Origin of the sequence: Marinobacter sp. P4B1 (assembly GCF_001447135.1) — a bacterium.
Classification (GTDB): domain Bacteria; phylum Pseudomonadota; class Gammaproteobacteria; order Pseudomonadales; family Oleiphilaceae; genus Marinobacter; species Marinobacter vinifirmus.
Genome location: NZ_LLXM01000005.1, coordinates 513,514 through 530,414 on the forward strand (window position 1 = coordinate 513,514; position 16,901 = coordinate 530,414).

The 16,901-nt window shown below is 60.8% G+C and carries 18 protein-coding genes; 5 read left to right on the top strand and 13 right to left on the bottom strand.

The genetic code is table 11. The annotated features are described in order from the left end of the window. Nucleotides 1-54: 54 nt before the first annotated feature. Nucleotides 55-297, bottom strand: a complete 243-nt coding sequence (locus AQ621_RS04085) for a GrxA family glutaredoxin (RefSeq protein ID WP_022988731.1) — start codon at nucleotides 295-297, stop codon at nucleotides 55-57. A gap of 131 nt (nucleotides 298-428) precedes the next feature. Between AQ621_RS04085 and AQ621_RS04090 the strand changes: the two genes are divergently transcribed. Next, nucleotides 429-872 (top strand): YqaA family protein, encoded by a 444-nt coding sequence (locus AQ621_RS04090; RefSeq protein WP_058340378.1) that lies wholly within the window; start codon nucleotides 429-431, stop codon nucleotides 870-872. Here AQ621_RS04090 and AQ621_RS04095 read toward each other — a convergent pair. Next, on the bottom strand, nucleotides 812-2,257 hold the full coding sequence (locus tag AQ621_RS04095; RefSeq protein WP_058340379.1) for an ABC1 kinase family protein: 1,446 nt from the start codon (nucleotides 2,255-2,257) through the stop codon (nucleotides 812-814). The two genes, AQ621_RS04090 and AQ621_RS04095, sit on opposite strands and share 61 nt — an antisense overlap. 254 nt (nucleotides 2,258-2,511) lie before the next feature. Here AQ621_RS04095 and AQ621_RS04100 point away from each other — a divergent pair, with 254 nt between their 5' ends. After that, on the top strand, nucleotides 2,512-3,603 hold the full coding sequence (locus AQ621_RS04100; RefSeq protein WP_058340380.1) for a GGDEF domain-containing protein: 1,092 nt from the start codon (nucleotides 2,512-2,514) through the stop codon (nucleotides 3,601-3,603). Between the two features lie 6 nt (nucleotides 3,604-3,609). Here the strand turns inward: AQ621_RS04100 and lipB are convergent, their stop codons facing one another. From lipB to AQ621_RS04150, 10 genes are all read right to left on the bottom strand, one after another. Beyond that, entirely contained in the window at nucleotides 3,610-4,248 is a 639-nt protein-coding gene (gene lipB / locus AQ621_RS04105) for a lipoyl(octanoyl) transferase LipB (protein ID WP_058340381.1), read from the bottom strand. After that, complete coding sequence (locus AQ621_RS04110; RefSeq protein ID WP_036219349.1) at nucleotides 4,249-4,518, bottom strand: HP0495 family protein; 270 nt, start codon at nucleotides 4,516-4,518, stop codon at nucleotides 4,249-4,251. A gap of 41 nt (nucleotides 4,519-4,559) precedes the next feature. After that, nucleotides 4,560-5,741, bottom strand: coding sequence for a D-alanyl-D-alanine carboxypeptidase family protein (locus AQ621_RS04115; RefSeq protein WP_058340382.1), 1,182 nt, complete (start codon nucleotides 5,739-5,741; stop codon nucleotides 4,560-4,562). A gap of 39 nt (nucleotides 5,742-5,780) precedes the next feature. Beyond that, a complete protein-coding gene (locus tag AQ621_RS04120; protein WP_058340383.1) occupies nucleotides 5,781-6,680 on the bottom strand; it encodes a septal ring lytic transglycosylase RlpA family protein in 900 nt (299 codons plus the stop codon). Between the two features lie 113 nt (nucleotides 6,681-6,793). Next, nucleotides 6,794-7,936: a rod shape-determining protein RodA gene (gene rodA, locus AQ621_RS04125; RefSeq protein ID WP_022988723.1), complete on the bottom strand. Its 1,143-nt coding sequence runs from the start codon at nucleotides 7,934-7,936 to the stop codon at nucleotides 6,794-6,796. Next, complete coding sequence (mrdA, locus tag AQ621_RS04130; RefSeq protein ID WP_058340384.1) at nucleotides 7,936-9,831, bottom strand: penicillin-binding protein 2; 1,896 nt, start codon at nucleotides 9,829-9,831, stop codon at nucleotides 7,936-7,938. Before mrdA ends, rodA begins: the two co-directional genes overlap by 1 nt. Nucleotides 9,832-9,839: 8 nt before the next feature. Beyond that, nucleotides 9,840-10,310, bottom strand: a complete 471-nt coding sequence (gene rlmH, locus AQ621_RS04135) for a 23S rRNA (pseudouridine(1915)-N(3))-methyltransferase RlmH (protein ID WP_022988721.1) — start codon at nucleotides 10,308-10,310, stop codon at nucleotides 9,840-9,842. A gap of 2 nt (nucleotides 10,311-10,312) precedes the next feature. Continuing rightward, entirely contained in the window at nucleotides 10,313-10,663 is a 351-nt protein-coding gene (rsfS, locus tag AQ621_RS04140; protein ID WP_022988720.1) for a ribosome silencing factor, read from the bottom strand. A gap of 93 nt (nucleotides 10,664-10,756) precedes the next feature. Then, on the bottom strand, nucleotides 10,757-11,407 hold the full coding sequence (nadD, locus tag AQ621_RS04145) for a nicotinate-nucleotide adenylyltransferase (protein WP_058340454.1): 651 nt from the start codon (nucleotides 11,405-11,407) through the stop codon (nucleotides 10,757-10,759). Nucleotides 11,408-11,411: 4 nt separating this feature from the next. Beyond that, nucleotides 11,412-12,668 (bottom strand): glutamate-5-semialdehyde dehydrogenase, encoded by a 1,257-nt coding sequence (locus tag AQ621_RS04150; RefSeq protein WP_058340385.1) that lies wholly within the window; start codon nucleotides 12,666-12,668, stop codon nucleotides 11,412-11,414. A 145-nt stretch (nucleotides 12,669-12,813) separates the two neighbouring features. Between AQ621_RS04150 and AQ621_RS04155 the strand changes: the two genes are divergently transcribed. Genes AQ621_RS04155 through AQ621_RS04165 form a run of 3 tightly spaced genes read left to right on the top strand, consistent with a single transcriptional unit; the run spans nucleotide 12,814 to nucleotide 16,282 of the window. After that, complete coding sequence (locus AQ621_RS04155) at nucleotides 12,814-13,830, top strand: GGDEF domain-containing protein (protein WP_058340386.1); 1,017 nt, start codon at nucleotides 12,814-12,816, stop codon at nucleotides 13,828-13,830. Beyond that, nucleotides 13,827-14,825 (top strand): GGDEF domain-containing protein, encoded by a 999-nt coding sequence (locus AQ621_RS04160; protein WP_058340387.1) that lies wholly within the window; start codon nucleotides 13,827-13,829, stop codon nucleotides 14,823-14,825. The genes AQ621_RS04155 and AQ621_RS04160 overlap by 4 nt, the downstream gene beginning before the upstream one ends. After that, nucleotides 14,822-16,282 carry a bifunctional DedA family/phosphatase PAP2 family protein gene (locus AQ621_RS04165; RefSeq protein WP_058340388.1) on the top strand — a complete coding sequence of 487 codons (1,461 nt, stop codon included), beginning with the start codon at nucleotides 14,822-14,824 and terminating at the stop codon, nucleotides 16,280-16,282. Before AQ621_RS04160 ends, AQ621_RS04165 begins: the two co-directional genes overlap by 4 nt. A gap of 6 nt (nucleotides 16,283-16,288) precedes the next feature. Here the strand turns inward: AQ621_RS04165 and AQ621_RS04170 are convergent, their stop codons facing one another. After that, on the bottom strand, nucleotides 16,289-16,885 hold the full coding sequence (locus AQ621_RS04170) for an LON peptidase substrate-binding domain-containing protein (RefSeq protein WP_082640878.1): 597 nt from the start codon (nucleotides 16,883-16,885) through the stop codon (nucleotides 16,289-16,291). Nucleotides 16,886-16,901: the final 16 nt, after the last annotated feature.

The following is a 16,901-nucleotide window of genomic DNA, read 5'->3' on the forward strand; positions in this document are numbered from 1 at the left end:
AGGCCCGGCTTTTTACAGTCGGGCCTTTGTGTTTCTGGAAAAGAGAAAATGGCGTCAGGCGGGCTGCCTGCGCACGTAGGCGGAGAAATCGTCGTAGCCGCCAACGTATTCGTCACCCACCAGGATCTGCGGCACGGTATACACCGGGCGGCCAATCCTGTCAGCAATATCCTGCTTGCTCAGCCCTTTCTCGATCATGTCGACCCATGTGTAGGGCATGTTCCGGGACTCGCACAGATTCTTCGCGGCAACGCAGAACGGGCAGCTCATGCGACCGTAGATGGTAACCTGCTCCATAAAACCTCCTCGGGAAATAAAGGAAAACCAAAACCTGAAAGTTGCGCAAATGATGACAGCTCGTCCGGGGATTGGAAATTGGCACTTACCATTACAGCCATAGTACTTTACGATTCAGCCATGGAGACGCCATGGCCTACCTGACCCTTTTCCTGACCGCCTTCGCGGCCGCTACCCTGCTGCCAGCCTACTCCGAGATCCTGGTGGGCACCCTGGTGAACCAGGATTACGCCCTGTTCTGGATCTGGTTCTGGGCCACCGCCGGCAATACCCTGGGCTCGGTGGTGAATGGCATCATTGGCCGTCAGGTAGACAGGTTCAAACACAAACGCTGGTTTCCGGTCAGCGAACTACAACTGCACAAAGCCCGCAACCGGTTCAACCGCTACGGGCAGTGGTCTTTGCTGCTCGGCTGGCTGCCGATCGGGGGTGACGCGCTCACACTGGTGGGCGGCATTATGCGGGTGCCCTGGCTCAACTTTGTGGTGCTGGTAGCCATCGGCAAGGGCTTGCGCTACGCCTTTGTGATCTGGGTGGTACTGGAAGCGTCCGGTTTGGTCGGATCCTCACCGTAAAGGTAACGGCGCAACAGTGGTTCACCATTAAACTCGGAGTGCATCACCGCCACAAAGGTGTACACACCAATCAGCTTCCGGTTCAGGAACACGAACTCCTTGGGCGGTACCCGGAAGTAACGGCTGATGGCCGAGCGTGCTGCCTGCCGGGCCACCCGGGATGGCAGGTCGCTCTGTTTCCAGCGGTACTGGCCGTGGCTGTTTACCGCATAGTCCGGCCACTGGCCCTGGTCCCGGGCCAGGGGCTCCAGCACCGACATGCAAACCTGTCCGAACTTTTCCAGCACTTCCCGGGGCCAGTCGTAGCTCATAAAACGCAGCTTCACGCCGCCCTCGATCACCTGTTCCAGGTCGTCTTCATAGGACGCCCGGATCATCTGGATGACCGGGTCCAGAAACTCCCGGGAATAGCTTTGTACCGCACCGAAATCGAGCAGCACAATGCGATCATAATCCGGCTCCTCCCCGGCTTCACCGGCAATACGGATCCGGTAATTGCCGAAGTTGGGATCGGTCTGGATTTCGCCCCAGACAAACAGCTCCCGGAAAAACAGCTCAAGGGCCGCCTTGCCCAGGGCGCTCCGGCGCTCCAGGGACAGCTCCCGCACTTCCTGGGAGCCTACGGAATGGCCGTGTTCATAGGTTGAGGCGATGATGTGATCGGTGGAATATTCCGGCAGCACCCGAGGCACGATAAACCGGGGATCGTCCGCCAGCATCTGGCGGAATTTTTCCGTGGTGCGGGCTTCCAGCCGGTAGTCCACCTCCCGGTGCATCATCTGCCGGACTTCTTCGAGCCAGTCATTGAATTCAGGGCCGAAGCTCACCAGCCTGGCTACTTTCAATAACTGGGCCACGGCGTTGAGGTCGCTGTCTACGGCATCGGCCACGCCGGGGTACTGAACCTTCAGCACCAGTTCCAGGCCATCACTGCGGCGCACGGCGCGGTGCACCTGCCCCAGCGAGGCAGCGCCTATGGGTTCCGGGTCTACCTCCAGCTCTGCCAGCCGGTCCGCACCGATTTCCGCCTTCAGCACCCGTTCAATGGCCGGCCACTCCAGGGACGTGGTCTGGTCTTCCAGGGTATGCAGGGCTTCAGTCACTTCTTCCGGCAGAAAGTGCTCGCCGTACAGCGCCATCACCTGGCCGATCTTGACCACACTGCCCTTCAGGCGGCCAAGCTCATCCACCAGGAACCGGGCCTGGCTGGACAGCATGGCCTTGTGCCTTTGTTCACGGGTGTCTTTGCTGCTGAACCAGTTGGTAGCCATGTGGGAGGCCATGCGGGTTCCAGCAAAGAGACCGGCCTTGGTCAGCGACAGCCGACGCTCAAAACTACCGGTCTTGATGCGTGAGACGGATTTTCCGGAGCGCCTTTCTGTCATGAACGACCTGTCTTTGTCTGGGAATTTGCTGCTTTTCCGATACTTCCATGCATTATACGGATCCTGCCCCGATACAAGCTAACCGATTCGTCGCCGGATTTCCGCTTCCGGGGCCAATGTGCACGAACTTTAACCAGCAATAATCAGTACCCGCTGAAGGTTACGATTCGATACAGTCACAGCACTTAAGTGCCTCTACTATGTACAGACCGGCCACGACTGGCCGCCCTGAAATCTTACACAACAATAATGCCATGACGCAGACACCCCACTCCGCTGCCGATTCCGAGCTGTCTCAGTTTCGGGTTAAAGGCGAAATTCCTGTACCGGCCCTGATCAACTGGCTGAGCGCGGCCGCGGTTCCCATACTGGCCTTCTTCGCCTGGCGCTCGAGCCAGCATGGCGACAACCTGAACGCCAGCGTGCTGCTGGTATTCTCCGGCCTGCTGGCACTCAACCTGCTGGTGTTTCTCGGCTTTCGCCACAAAACCTTGCAGCGTCGGGGCTTCATTTCGCTGATCACCGTGCTGTTCACGTACCTTGCCGTGCACGCGGTGGAAGATGGCTCTGCCATTATCTGGCTGTTTGCCTACCCGCCCATCATCTTTTACATCAGTGAAGCCCGGGTGGGCGTGTTTGCCTGTGCTGGCGGCTGGCTGGCCGTACTGTTTCTGTTCAGCCCCGCCGGCGAATGGCTGTTTGGCGCCACTTACAGCAGCAGTTTCCGGATTTCCCTGGTGATCGTGCTCGCGTTCGAGATGGTCACTTGCTACATCCTCGACCAGAGCCGGCGCCGCAGCAAGCTGGGGCTGCTGAAACTGGCGGCCGAGTTCGAATATGCGGCCAAGCACGATGCCCTGACCGGGCTGGCCAACCGCCGCGAAGGCCTGACCCAGCTCGAAGGCGAATACCAGCGCTACCTGCGCAACGGGCGGCCTTTCTCGGTGTTACTGATGGACATTGACCTGTTCAAGACCGTGAACGACCAGCATGGCCACCAGGTGGGCGACGAACTGATTATCCTGGTGGCGCGCACGCTGGCATCCGGCTGTCGCAAGATGGATACCATTGCCCGGTGGGGCGGGGAGGAATTCCTGGTGCTGTTACCGGAAACGGCTCTGGCCGAAGCCAGTGCCAGCGCTGAACGGATGCGGGCCGCAGTAGCCAGGCAGTCCGTTCGGACCGAAAGCGGCAAAACCATGGGGGTTACCATCAGTACCGGCGTTGCCAGCATTCGGGGATCGGAATCGATTGACCGGCTGTTGCAGCGGGCCGATGAAGCCCTGTATGCCGCCAAGTCCGGCGGCCGGGACCAGGTGTGCATCGAGGCCACGGCTGCACGCTGAACCGGCTTACCAGCCCTGGCGATGCTCCACCTGCTGGTTGCCCAGCCCGGCTACCAGCTCTTTCACCAGGCGGCGTTCAAGCTCGTATACCGAGGCGCCCTGCTCGAAGTCTTTCACCTGGCACATATTCATGCCGGCATAGCCACAGGGATTGATGCGGGAGAACGGTTCCATGTCCATATTCACGTTCAGGGCCAGGCCGTGGAAAGAACAGCCCCGGCGTACCCGCAGGCCCAGCGATGCAATCTTGGCCCCGTTCACATAGACACCGGGCGCGTCGGCACGGGGTGCCGCTTCCACACCGGACTGGGCCAGTGTGCGCACAATAGCCTGCTCGATCACATCCACCAGGGCCCGGACTCCCAGCTTGCGCCGGGACAGGTCAATCAACAGGTAGATCACCAGCTGGCCCGGGCCGTGGTACGTCACCTGGCCGCCACGATCTACCTGGATAACCGGGATATCACCCGGTAACAGGATATGCTCGGCCTTGCCCGCCTGCCCCTGGGTAAACACCCGGGGATGTTCCAGGCACCAGAGTTCGTCGACCGAGGATTCGTCCCGGTTGGCGGTGAAAGTTTTCATCGCCTCCCAGGCTTCCATGTAGGGCTGCTGGCCCAGCGAGCGGACAATCAGGTCTGGCATTTACAGCACCATGTGAACCCGGCCACTGGCTTTGAGGTCCTCAAACAGTGCCTTGAGTTGCTCTTCACCGGTGGCAACGATTTTCAGCTGCACAGACGAAAACCGGCCCTTGCTGCTGTCGTTTACCGAGATATCTGCCTCGCAGATGCCCGGCGCGTGCTGCTCCACCACTTCCACCACGAATTCCGTGAAATCCGGGGCGGCGTTACCGATCACCTTGATCACGTAATCGCAGGGAAATTCAATTTTCGGTGCTTTCGGCTCACTCACGCCGTCTTTCTCCCGGCCAGGGCACACTCTGTGCCTGTGGCTCACTCAAACAGTTGAACAAAAAAGAGCTTGATGGCATCCCAAAGCCGCTTGAACAGCCCGCCTTCCGGCACTTCGGTCAGCGCCAGTACCGGTTCGTCCACCAGGGTTTCGCCATCCAGGATAACCCGAACGCGACCCAGCTCGTCTCCCACATTGATGGGTGCCTTGATCACAGAATCAAGGTCTACGGTAGATTCCAGCTGGTTTCTGGAGCCGCGGGGAATGGTTACGTACACATCTTCCGGCATACCCACGGAAATCTGGTCAGCCTGGCCGCCCCAGACCTTTGCCTGCACCAGCTCCTGGCCGGCACGGAACAAACGCTCGGTTTCGTAGTAACGGAAACCGTAGTTCAGCATTTTCTGAACTTCCTGGGCCCGGGCTTCGGAACTCGAGGTGCCCATTACCGAGGCAATCAGCCGGGTGTCGTTACGCTTGGCAGACGCCACCAGGCAGTAACCAGCTTCTTCGGTGTGGCCGGTCTTCAGGCCATCCACGCTGTCATCCCGCCACAACAGGGCGTTGCGGTTTGGCTGACGGATATTGTTGTAGGTGAAGTGCTTCTCCGCATACAGCGGATAGTTTTCCGGATAGTCCTGGATAATTGCCCGGGCCAGCAGGGCCAGGTCGTAGGCGGTCGAGAAATGATCCGGGGCCGGCAAGCCGGTGGCATTCTGGAAGTTGGTGTTCGTCATACCCAGCAATTGCGCCTGCTGGTTCATGATGTCCACGAACGCCCCCTCACTGCCGGCAATAAATTCGGCCAGCGCCACGGAGGCATCGTTACCGGACTGGATGATCACGCCTTTCAGCAGGTTTTCCACGGATACCGTGGTGCCTTCCTGTACGAAGGTCCTGGAACCCTCGGTACGCCAGGCTTTCACACTGATGGGCACCATGTCAGACATGGAAATCCGGCCTTCGTCCAGCTCACGCTCAACGATGTAAGCCGTCATCATCTTGGTCAGGCTGGCCGGGGGCAAACGCTCGTTGCTGTTGTTCTCCATGATCACACGGCCGCTCAGGGGGTCCATCAGAACCCAGGAGCTGCCGGCAATGGCCGGAGGAGAAGGAATCAGGACCGACTGGGACTGGGCCGAGGCCGTCCCTGCGGTTACAAACAGAGCAAATGCCAGTAGAAAAATTCGGGTAAACATTTTGAAAGCCATGGGTTGTGTCATTCGTCGTCAGATGTTGGTCTTATGTGTGCCGGCGGCAACTCAGTGCGAATCCGTCAGGACTATGGGCTGGCCGAAACCCCGGGATTCCAGCAGGTTCCGGGCATAGCGGGCTTCGTCTTCATTCGGGAACGGGCCCACCTGTACACGGTGGAAACGTCCCGAGCCGGTGCTCACTTCACGCAATCGTGCCGGAGTCTCCGTTGCTTCCCGGGCCCTGGCCAGCAGGGCTTCGGCCGGGTCCCGACTGCTGAAGGCACCCAGCTGCACAAACAACGCCTGTCCCGATGCTGCCGGCGCAGAGGCAGGTTCTGAGGCTACCTGCACCGGTGCCTGGACCTTGCCGGTGGGCTCAAATGGCTCGCCCGCCAGGAACATGGCGCCATCCGGACGAACCGTGATAGCGGCCACTTCCACCCGGGCTGTGCCGCGGGCGTGATAATCCAGCTTCTTGGCTGCCGCATAGGACAGATCAATCAGGCGGTCGCCGTGAAACGGGCCACGATCATTCACCCGGACAATCACCGACCGGCCATTGTCCAGGTTGGTCACCCGGGCATATCCCGGTATGCGCAAAGACTTGTGGGCGGCCGACATGGCGTACATGTCGAAGGTCTCGCCATTGGACGTTTTGTGGCCGTGGAATTTCTCACCATACCAGCTGGCTGTACCCCGGGCCACATAACCGTCATTGCTGTCGATCACCCGGTAACTCTTGCCCCACACGGTGTACGGGGATTTGTTACCGGCCCGGCGAGGCTCCTCATACCGGGGCACCGCGTCGGTCAGGCCGCTGATGTCGTAGTCACCGGAAGGGCCACGATCCTGCTTTATGGTATAGCGCGAGGAATGATCGGTTTCCGGAGCCGGAGTGCTGGCACAGCCAGACACCAGAACCAGTGTGATCAACCCCGGCAGCCAATGTTTCGGAACCTGCAGCATATCAGCGCCTACCCCTGTATTGTCTCGGTTGGTCAGTCATTACTGACCGGCAACATTGTAACGGGTTCCAGGCGTGATTCACCATTACCGGCCGGCCATTATTGCCAGCCAGGCTACGCCGAGATCATCCGGCGGTGGGTGTGAATCGACATCAGCACCCCGAAGGCCGCCATCAGGGTGACCCCGGACGTGCCCCCGTAACTGATCAGCGGCAGCGGCACACCAACCACCGGCAGCAGCCCGCTGACCATTCCCACGTTCACAAAGATGTAGATGAAGAACGTCATGGTCAGGGCACCCGCCAGCAAACGGCTGAAGGAATCCTGGGCGGTTACGGAAATGTAGAGACACCGCAGGATAATCAGGAAATACACCGCCATCAGCAGCATCATGCCGACAAAACCGAATTCCTCGGCAAGCACCGCCACAATAAAGTCGGTATGGCTTTCCGGCAGGAATTCCAGGTGCGACTGGGTGCCCTGGAGCCAGCCCTTGCCATCCATCCCGCCGGAGCCGATGGCGGTTTTCGACTGGATAATGTTCCAGCCCGCCCCCAGAGGATCACTTTGCGGATCAAGCAGGGTCAGCACCCGTTGCTTCTGATAGTCCCGCATCACGTAGAACCACATCAGCGGCGCGGAAACCGCCACCATGCCGAAAAAAGCGGTGATGAGCTTCCAGCTGATGCCGGCAAAGAACACCACGAAGATGCCCGCCATGCCCACCAGCAGCGAAGTACCCAGGTCAGGCTGCTGGATGATCAGGAACATGGGCAACAGAACAATCACCAGGCCAACCACAATCCGCGAAAACGTGGGTGGCAGGTAATAGCGGGACAAATACCAGGCCGCCATCATCGGTACCACCAGTTTCATCAGCTCCGAAGGCTGGAAACGGGGCAGCCCGGGTAGCGCCAGCCAGCGCTGGGCACCCTTGGCACCAACACCCACCAGCAACACCGCCACCAACCCGGCCAGGCCAGCCAGGTACAGCCAGGGAGCCCAGCGCCGGAATATTGCAGGGTCCAGCTGGGCAAACACAAACATCACTACAAAGGCCACGCCCAACCGGATCATCTGGCCCTTAACCACGGCAAAGTTCCGGTCTGCGCCGCTGTACAATACAAACAGTCCACCACCGACAAGCAGCAACAATAGAGCCAGTAAGATGGGATCCAGGTGTAACGTTGACCAGATGCTTCTGGGCCGGCCCAGAGCGCCCGATTCCTGGCTGTTCAACAGCTTTCCGAGTGCCATCAGCCCTCACCTCCGGTTTCAGCCTGGCCCACCACCTGGGCCGCCTCTGCCGCAGGGAATTCCTCCAGCCACGCATCAAACAGCCCGCGGGCAACCGGTGCCGCGACACTGCTGCCGCCACCGCCATTCTCGACAATGATGGCAACGGCGATTTTCGGATCGTCTGTGGGGGCAAAGCCGACAAACAACGCGTGATCCCGCAGGCGCTCGCGGATCTCCTCGGCATCGTATTCTTCATCTTCACCCAGGCTGAACACCTGGGCGGTACCGGTTTTACCCGCCATCCGGTAGCTGGCACCCCTGGCGGCACCACGAGCCGTGCCGCGGGTTCCGTGCATAACTTCTTCCATGGTATCCACCACGTATTCCCAATCGTCAGGATTCTTGAGATCCAGGGGCTTATGGGTGGATGCCGGCAGGAACTCTTCCACCGGGCGGTCACCACGGATATCTTTCAGCAGGCGCGGTTCTACCCACTCACCCCGGTTGGCAATCAGGGCCGTGGCAGTCGCGAGCTGCAGGGGTGTAGCCAGGAAAAAGCCCTGGCCGATACTCATATTGACGGAATCCCCCGGATACCAGGGTTCACTGCGGACCGCCCGCTTCCAGTCCCGGGACGGCAGCAGACCACTGAGGGCACCGGCGACGTCGAGGGTGGCGTCTTCACCAAACCCGAAGCGGGACAGATAGTCGTACATCACGTCGACACCCATTTCGACGCCGATCTGATAAAAATACACATCGCAGGACTCCGCCACGGAATCCATCAGGTCTACCCAGCCATGCCCGGTTCGCTTCCAGTCCCGGTAGCGTCGACCGCTTTCCTTGAGCTGGAAATAACCCGGGTCCCAGATGGTTCGCTCGCGGGTGGTTACGCCACTGTCCAGGGCAGCCACGGCCATCATGGGCTTGATGGTGGAGCCGGGGGGATACTGGCCACGCAGGGCCCGGTTGAACAGGGGCTTGTCGATGCTTTCACTCAGATCCCGGTAGTCTTTGACACTGATACCGGTCACAAACTTGTTGGCATCGAAGCCGGGCACGCTGGCCAGGGCCAGGATGCCACCGGTGGCGGGCTCGATCGCAATGATGGCGCCACGCCGGCCTTCCAGCAATTCGTGGGCCTTGCGTTGCAGGCGCAGATCCAGGTGCAGCTGCAGGTCTTCCCCGGGTACCGGGTTTTCCCGCTCCAGTACCCGGAGTATCCGCCCCCGGGCATTGGTTTCTACGTGCTGGTACCCCACCTTGCCGTGCAACACTTTTTCATAGAATCGCTCCACACCGGATTTGCCGATGTAGTTGGTGCCGGCGTAATTCACCGGATCAATGCGCTGCAGTTCATTCCGGTTGATACGGCCGACATAGCCCAGGGCATGGGCGGTCAACTCACTGTGAGGGTAATAGCGAACCAGTTCGGCCTTGACCTCGACACCGGGGAACCGGTGCCGGTGTACCGCCATCCGGGCGATTTCCTCTTCGTTCAGGTCGTAACTCAGGGGAATTTCCTGGAACGGGCGGCGCGGTTCATTCAGCCGGCGCTGGAAGCGTTCAATGTCTTCATCGGAAATGCTCAGGATTTCCGTCAGCCGGGCCAGGGTTTCATCCATGCTGCCAATCCGCTCGGGCACCAGGGTGAGGCTGAACACCGGCCGGTTTTCCGCCAGCAGCAGGTTATTGCGGTCGTAAACCAGCCCTCTGGGAGGCGGGACCGACTGCACCTGCACCCGGTTCTTGTCAGACAGCGTGGTATAGATTTCATGCTCGACGATCTGTAACTGGTACATGCGCGCCAGCAAACCACCCAGCGCAAGCATAACCAGCACCAGCATAACCATTGCCCGGCGCTGGAACAGTCGGCGCTCTGCTACGGTGTCCTTGAATTCGCCCCAGGCCATTGGCAGCCCTATGCCCGGTGGTAAGGATGGTTACGGGTGATGGACCAGGCCCGGTACAGTTGTTCGGCCAGGACGATACGCACCAGCGGGTGCGGCAGGGTAAGGGGGGAAAGTGACCATTGCTGGTCGGCACGGTTGCGACAGGCGTCAGCCAGGCCATCGGGGCCGCCCACCAGAAAGCAGACATCCTGACCATCCTGCTGCCAGTTTTCCAGCTGACTCGCCAGTTTCTCGGTGGACCAGGGCCGGCCACCCACTTCCAGTGCAATCACGCGGTCACGCTGACCCACTGCCGACAGGATGGCGTCGCTTTCACGCTGCATCAACCGGGGAATATCCGGATTCTTGCCGCGATGGGCCATGGGGATTTCAGTCAGTTCGAGGGGCAACTCCGGAGGCATCCGGCGGGCGTAGTCGTTGTACCCCGCACTGACCCAGTCGGGCATTTTCTGCCCGACACAGATCAGACGCAGGCGCATGGTTACTCGCTGCCCGCTGCACCAAGGTCCGGAGCATCACGCCAGAAGCGCTCCAGATCGTAGAATTCGCGGGTAGCAGGCATCATCACGTGAACCACCACATCGCCCAGATCTACCAGAATCCAGTCACTACCGGCACCGCCTTCAACATTGTTGGCGCGCACACCCTGCTCCTTGGCTTCGATAACCACGGAATCGGCAAGGGATTTGATGTGACGGTTGGAAGTACCCGATGCGAGAACCATAAAGTCGGTCACGCTGGTGCGATCACGGACATCAATCACGCTGATATCCTGTGCCTTGACCTCTTCAAGAGCGTTTACGACCAGATCTTTCAGTTGTTCTGCCTGCATAATTACCCTGTTTTCCGGGCTCTGGCCGGAGCGGCCGCCCGATAAGTGATATTCAGCCGCGATTGTAGCATCAAAGCCGGCTGTGGATAACTCCTAAAAACCGTTGGCGCTGCCGGAACCATAAAGGCCCAGTGCCTGCACTCTCTGCCACACGGCATCGGGCATCAGGTATCGGGGAGAACGGCCGGTTGCAATGCGCTCCCGAATGCCGGTTGCCGAGATGTCCAGCAGTGGCGGATCCAGCTCCAATACCCGGCCAGCGGGGCTCTCCCGCAAACTGGCCGCACCGGCAGCGCGCCGGCCCGCAAGCAAGTGTGCCGCACCACTGTTTTCAGGCAGCTGAGCCCCGGGCCGGCGTACCACCACAATGTGCGCCAGTTCGGGAATCTGCTGCCAGTCCTGCCAGCGGTCAAAACCGGCAAAGGAATCGGTGCCCACGACCATCACCAGGGGCGCCTCCGCACCCAGTTCCTGCCGGAGCTGGCGCAAAGTGTCTGCGGTGTAAGAGGCACCGGCCCGCTGAAGTTCACGGTCATCTACCCGCAGGCGTTCTTCGCCGGCGATGGCCAGACGGATCAGCTCAAGCCGCTGGGCAGAGGTCGCTCCCGTATCGCCCCGATGGGGAGGAATATGACAGGGCACCAGGTGAACCCGATCCACCGCCAGGGCGTCGGATACCTCCAGCGCCAGCCGGAGATGTCCGTGGTGGATGGGGTCAAAGGTGCCACCGTAGATTACATGCATGGCATCAGGCCCGGATTTGGCCGTCGCCGAATACCACATATTTCTGGGAAGTCAGGCCTTCCAGGCCAACCGGGCCACGGGCGTGGATCTTGTCGGTGGAAATGCCGATTTCAGCCCCCAGGCCATATTCGAAACCGTCCGCAAAGCGGGTGGAGGCGTTGACCATCACCGAACTGGAATCCACCTCGGTCAGGAACCGGCGGGCCCGGGTGTAGTTCTCGGTGATGATGCTGTCGGTATGCTGGGAGCTGTACCGGTTGATGTGCTCGATGGCGCCATCCAGGCCGTCGACCACACGCACCGCAAGAATCGGCGCCAGGTACTCTTCGTGCCAGTCGTCCTCGGTGGCAGCGCTGATGCCTTCAAGAATCGCACAGGTACGCTCACAACCCCGCAGTTCCACACCCTTTGCGGCAAATTCGGCCGCCAGCAGGGGCAGCATATCGTCTGCCACTTCCTGGTCCACCAACAGGGTTTCCATGGTGTTGCAGGTGCCGTAACGGTGGGTCTTGGCGTTAACCGCAACCTTCAAGGCCTTTTCAGGGTCGGCATGACTGTCGATGTACACATGGCAAACACCGTCCAGGTGCTTGATCACCGGCACCCGGGCATCGCGGCTGATGCGCTCGATCAGGCCCTTGCCACCCCGGGGCACAATCACATCCACGTACTGGGGCATAGTAATCAGTTCGCCCACCGCGGCGCGGTCCGTGGTCTTCACCACCTGCACAGCGGTTTCCGGCAGCCCGGCGGCCGCCAGGCCGGTGGCCAGGCATTCGGCAATCGCCTGGTTGGAATGGATGGCCTCGGAGCCACCACGCAGAATGGTGGCATTGCCGGACTTCAGGCAAAGGCTGGCCGCCTCAACCGTCACATTTGGCCGGGATTCGTAGATGATGCCGATAACGCCCAGCGGAACGCGCATCTTGCCCACCTGGATACCGGAGGGGCGATAGGTCATATCGGTGATTTCGCCCACCGGGTCCGGCAGGGTTGCCACCTGGCGCAGGCCTTCAATCATGGTGTCGATACGGGCCGGCGTCAGCTCAAGGCGGTCCAGCATGGCTTCGTCCAGGCCATTGGCCCGGCCGTTTTCCAGGTCTTTCCGGTTAGCCTCTGCCAGTGCCTGGCGCGCCGCATCCAGCGCTTCCGCTGTCGCCAGCAGGGCCTGGTTGCGCACTGCGGTTGCCGAACGGGCGACTTCTCTTGAGGCGACCCTGGCCTGCTGGCCAAGCTCCGCCATATAGGCTGCAACATCCATCGATTTACCTTTTATTCTGCTAGCTGATTCCAAAACCGGGCGGTTACTTTACCTTTCCCGTTTCAAGTCCGCACCCCAAACGACTATTATACCGCTGCACTGCTTTCAATATTCAATGGATGTGCCAGCGAAGGACAGAGGTTCCATGCCCCAGTCGGCCGAAAAATTCCTGCCCAGCACCCTCACCAAAGCCGGTTGTGCCGCCCTGGCGCTAACCAGCGCCCTGAGTGTGCTGCTTGGCGAACCCCTTGCGGCGGCTTCTGCGGCGGCTGCGGCGGGGTTGTGCCTGGCAGGCAGCCCCCTGAACAATCAACAGGGCAAACTGCCATGGCCACAACTGAGGTATTTTTTCCTCGGCGTCCTGGCCCTGGCGCTTGTCGCCGCCCTGTGGCTGGGGCCGTGGTCGCTAAGCCACTGGCTCTATGCCCTGCCGCTGGCCACCTTCGCCCTGCTGCCGGTTTACCTGGCGGCACCGGTGACCCTGGTTCTGCTGGTCCTTGTGCTGTCCAGCGCCCAATGGCTGGTCAACCTGCCAGACCGCCACCAGATGGTCAGCGCGTTTGTACTGACCACGCTGTTGGCCGGCATCCTGGTGTTCCTGCGGGAATACAAGTCCCGCCAGCTGGCGCCACTGCGCCGCACCGACGAGCTCACCCAGGCCGCCAGCCGGGAGTACCTGTCGGCGGACCTGCACAAGGAAATCCAGCGCAGCGAACGGGAGGGCACCAACCTGTCGGTGATGATGATCGGCCTCGACACCCATCTGAGTGACAGCGACCCGGACGAAGACATCCGCGCTATCCTGCCCAGAATCGGCCGTTACCTGCATTCCCAGTTACGGGACTTCGATACCTATTACCGGGTGGCCGACCTGCAATTCCTGGCGATTCTGCCGGGCGCAAATACCGCCGAAACCGCAAAGAAGGCAGACCTCATCCGCCAGGGACTTGATAAATTGATGGAGTCTCACGGCCTGAAACTCACCGTCAGCACCGGCGTCGCCGGCCTGAACATTGGCGATGATGCCGACAGCCTGCAGCAAAGCGTGGCCAACGCCCTGCGCCGGGCCCAGCAACAGGGTGGCAATCGCACCCAGACCTTCAGCAACCCGCTGCCGTCCGACCTTCCGGGCAAACAGGATCCGGAGGCCAACGCTCAATGACCGAAACCCGCCTGCGTACCTGGAGCCACAGCGCCGCCTACAGCCTGACAGCCCTGGTTATTTCCGTCCTGGCGTTGCAGAACCTGCGCTACGGCTTCTACCAACTGTTTTACCTGGCCCTGGCAATGACCGCCCTGCTGCTGGCCGGGCTGGTGTATACCTACTTCTGCCGTCGCCACCAGCTTTCGGCACCGGGCCAGCTGATCATCCTGGCCGGCCTGAACAGTGGCCTGGTGGCGGCCGTTCTGACCATGAACGCGCCCGGCATCAGCCACTGGGCCATGCCCCTGCTGGTGCTCAACCTGCTAATCCTGCCCCTTCGGCAGGGGCTGGCGCTGTGCGCCCTGCTACTGCTACCGGTGATTGCCGTGACCTGGCTCGGCAACCCTGTAACCGATGCCGTTATCACCAGTGCGGGGCTGCTGTTGCTGGCCGCCGTCACCGCGCTTTATGTCTGGCACTACGACCACATGACCCAGTCCGCCCAGGACCTGGCCATTACCGACCCGATCACCGGCGCCCACAATGCCCGGTTCCTGGATGAAACCCTGCAAAAGGAAATCAGCCGGGCCATTGCCACCGGCCACCCGCTGTCGGTCATCAGCCTGAGCCTGGACCACCACGACCAGATCCGCGACCTGCACGGCAAGCGCGGCCTGAACCGCCTGCTGAGCCAGATTACCCGGCAACTGTTCGAAACCATCCGGGCGGGAGACTCCCTGTACAGCCTGCAGGATTCCGAGTTTTTCCTGATCCTGCCATTCACCCCGGAAGAAGGCCTGCGGGTCATTGCCGAACGCATCCGCCGCACCATCGCCGAACGGGACTGGCCGGAAACCGGCAAGGTGTCCGTAAGCCTTGGCTGTACTACACGGGGCAATGGCGATACCAGCACCGAGCTGCTTCGCCAGCGGGCAACCAATGCCATGCTGGAAGCCAGGAAACACGGGGCTGATTCCGCCTGGTTCACCCCGGGAGAGCCGGTCCGGGCATGACCGGGAGCTGGTTCACTGAGCTGACCACCTGGGTAGCTGGCAACCCGGGCTGGCTGGTGTTCGCCCTGTTTGCCACGGCCCTGATTGAATCCCTGGCTATCGCCGGCATCATCGTGCCTGGCGTGGCCATGCTGTTTGCCTTTGCCGCCCTGGCCGGTAAAACCGGCATTCCCCTGTCCGAAGCCCTGATCTGGGCTGGCCTTGGCGCCGTGGCCGGCGATGTCCTGAGCTTCTCCATCGGCCGGCTACTCAAAGGACGACTCGACACCGTGTGGCCCTTGAGCCGTTACCCCGGCCTGATTGCCAAGGGAGAAAACTTCTTCCGGGCCCATGGCGGCAAGAGCGTCATCATCGGGCGATTCGTGGGCCCGATACGCCCTATCATCCCCATGGTGGCAGGCGCACTGCACATGCCCTGGCGCACCTTCATTACCTTTAACTTGCTGTCGGCAGTAGGATGGGCACTGGTGTATATCCTGCCCGGGTTCACCGTAGGCACGGCACTGGCCAGCGAAATCAAGCCGCCACCTCACTTCTACCTGGTGCTCGGAGTCAGCTTTGGGGTACTGCTGGTGGTTTACCTGACCCTGCTGCAAATGCGACTGGGCCTGGGAGAAGGCAGCCGCCCGTACCGGTGGCTGGAAACCACCATGGCCCGCTACGATGCAACCCACCGGTTCTGGCGGCTGTACACCAGCGAGCGGCCGGCCCGCCGTGGTGAATTCCCGCTGCCGTCCCTGATGATGTCCGTTACAGCCCTGGCGCTGTTCCTGATACTGGCACAGGTGGTGACGGTCAGCAGCAAACTGTATGAACTGAACCAACAGGTGCTGGCCTGGTTTGCCCTGCTGCGCCAGCCGCTGCTGGATTTGCCGATGGTTGCCTTTACCCTGGCCGGAGACCCACCGGTACTGATTGTCGCCGCCGTGCTCGGGTTTCTGGTGCTGGTATTTCGCGGCTACTATGCCGCCGCTATCCACGTTGCAGCCGCCGCCATCCTGGCCAGCGGGAGCATCTGGTTACTGAAAGCCGGCTTCGGAATACCACGGCCCGATACGGTGATGCTCCCGCCATCTTCAGGAGCCTTTCCCAGCGGACACACCGCCGGGGCCACGGTGCTGGTAACCCTGTGCGCCAGCTTCATTGCGGCGGAAAGCCGGCAACGGCAACGCTGGCAAAGCTACGTGCTGCTGTCACTGCCATTGCTGCCGGTAGCCCTGAGCCGGCTGTATCTGGGGGTGCACTGGTTTACCGATGTTCTGGGAGGGTTGTTCCTGGGACTGGCCATTACCGGGGTTATCCGCGCCAGCTACAGCCGATATGATCGCGTGCCCCTGAGCCCGGATCCGTTCACCTGGGCAGCGCTGGGCCTGTGGTTGGCATTCACCGCCGTTTACATGGCCAGCCATTGGGACGGTGCCGTTCTGGCCTACTCGCCGCAGCCTGTGACGCCCTGACCGGTTTCAGGAGCCTTGTTCAAGGATGTCCAGCAGGGCTTGCAACCGGTCCAGGCGTTCGACCGGATCCTGGCACTCCGCCAGCTGCTGCTTCTCGGACTTGTCCAGGGGCAACAGCTCGGTAAGCCGCCAGCCCACCTCACGGGCATCTTCGAAATCGACATCCATGCCCAGATCCTTCACCACCGGATGCCGGAACAGGGCCTGCAGAACCGCCGGCAATTCATAGTGCCGGTCCGGTATATCAACCTGCTGCTCCGGCTCCAGCGCCTCGGCATCCCCCATGTGCAAACCGTCTTCCTGCTGCCAGTTGCGGACTACCCGCACCTTGGTGTCGCCTTCAACGGTGATACCCAGCAAGCCGTTCTCCAGCTGCTGGAAGTCGATAATCCGCACATAGGTGCCCTGATCGTGGAACAGGGCCTTGCGGCCAACCTCGTCGCCATCCTGTAAAAGCACTACCACAAAGCCCTGCTGCTCTTTCAGGCAGCGGGTCAGCATATCTATGTAGCGGGGCTCGAACAGCTGCAGGGGAATACGCCCCTTGGGCAGGATAATGGAATTGAGCGGAAACAGCGGCACGCTGGAAAGTGAGTCAGTCACTGTGGGAATGGCTCTT

Bases quoted from the DNA above. Each gene is read 5' to 3' on its own strand.
- AQ621_RS04100 (WP_058340380.1), top strand. From the start codon at position 2,512: ATGACGCAGACACCCCACTCCGCTGCCGATTCCGAGCTGTCTCAGTTT.
- rlmH (WP_022988721.1), bottom strand. From the start codon at position 10,310: ATGCGCCTGCGTCTGATCTGTGTCGGGCAGAAAATGCCCGACTGGGTC.
- AQ621_RS04120 (WP_058340383.1), bottom strand. From the start codon at position 6,680: ATGCTGCAGGTTCCGAAACATTGGCTGCCGGGGTTGATCACACTGGTT.
- AQ621_RS04095 (WP_058340379.1), bottom strand. From the start codon at position 2,257: ATGACAGAAAGGCGCTCCGGAAAATCCGTCTCACGCATCAAGACCGGT.
- lipB (WP_058340381.1), bottom strand. From the start codon at position 4,248: ATGCCAGACCTGATTGTCCGCTCGCTGGGCCAGCAGCCCTACATGGAA.
- AQ621_RS04090 (WP_058340378.1), top strand. From the start codon at position 429: ATGGCCTACCTGACCCTTTTCCTGACCGCCTTCGCGGCCGCTACCCTG.
- AQ621_RS04165 (WP_058340388.1), top strand. From the start codon at position 14,822: ATGACCGGGAGCTGGTTCACTGAGCTGACCACCTGGGTAGCTGGCAAC.
- AQ621_RS04155 (WP_058340386.1), top strand. From the start codon at position 12,814: ATGCCCCAGTCGGCCGAAAAATTCCTGCCCAGCACCCTCACCAAAGCC.
- mrdA (WP_058340384.1), bottom strand. From the start codon at position 9,831: ATGGCCTGGGGCGAATTCAAGGACACCGTAGCAGAGCGCCGACTGTTC.
- AQ621_RS04115 (WP_058340382.1), bottom strand. From the start codon at position 5,741: ATGACACAACCCATGGCTTTCAAAATGTTTACCCGAATTTTTCTACTG.
- rodA (WP_022988723.1), bottom strand. From the start codon at position 7,936: ATGGCACTCGGAAAGCTGTTGAACAGCCAGGAATCGGGCGCTCTGGGC.
- rsfS (WP_022988720.1), bottom strand. From the start codon at position 10,663: ATGCAGGCAGAACAACTGAAAGATCTGGTCGTAAACGCTCTTGAAGAG.
- AQ621_RS04150 (WP_058340385.1), bottom strand. From the start codon at position 12,668: ATGGATGTTGCAGCCTATATGGCGGAGCTTGGCCAGCAGGCCAGGGTC.
- nadD (WP_058340454.1), bottom strand. From the start codon at position 11,407: ATGCATGTAATCTACGGTGGCACCTTTGACCCCATCCACCACGGACAT.
- AQ621_RS04085 (WP_022988731.1), bottom strand. From the start codon at position 297: ATGGAGCAGGTTACCATCTACGGTCGCATGAGCTGCCCGTTCTGCGTT.
- AQ621_RS04160 (WP_058340387.1), top strand. From the start codon at position 13,827: ATGACCGAAACCCGCCTGCGTACCTGGAGCCACAGCGCCGCCTACAGC.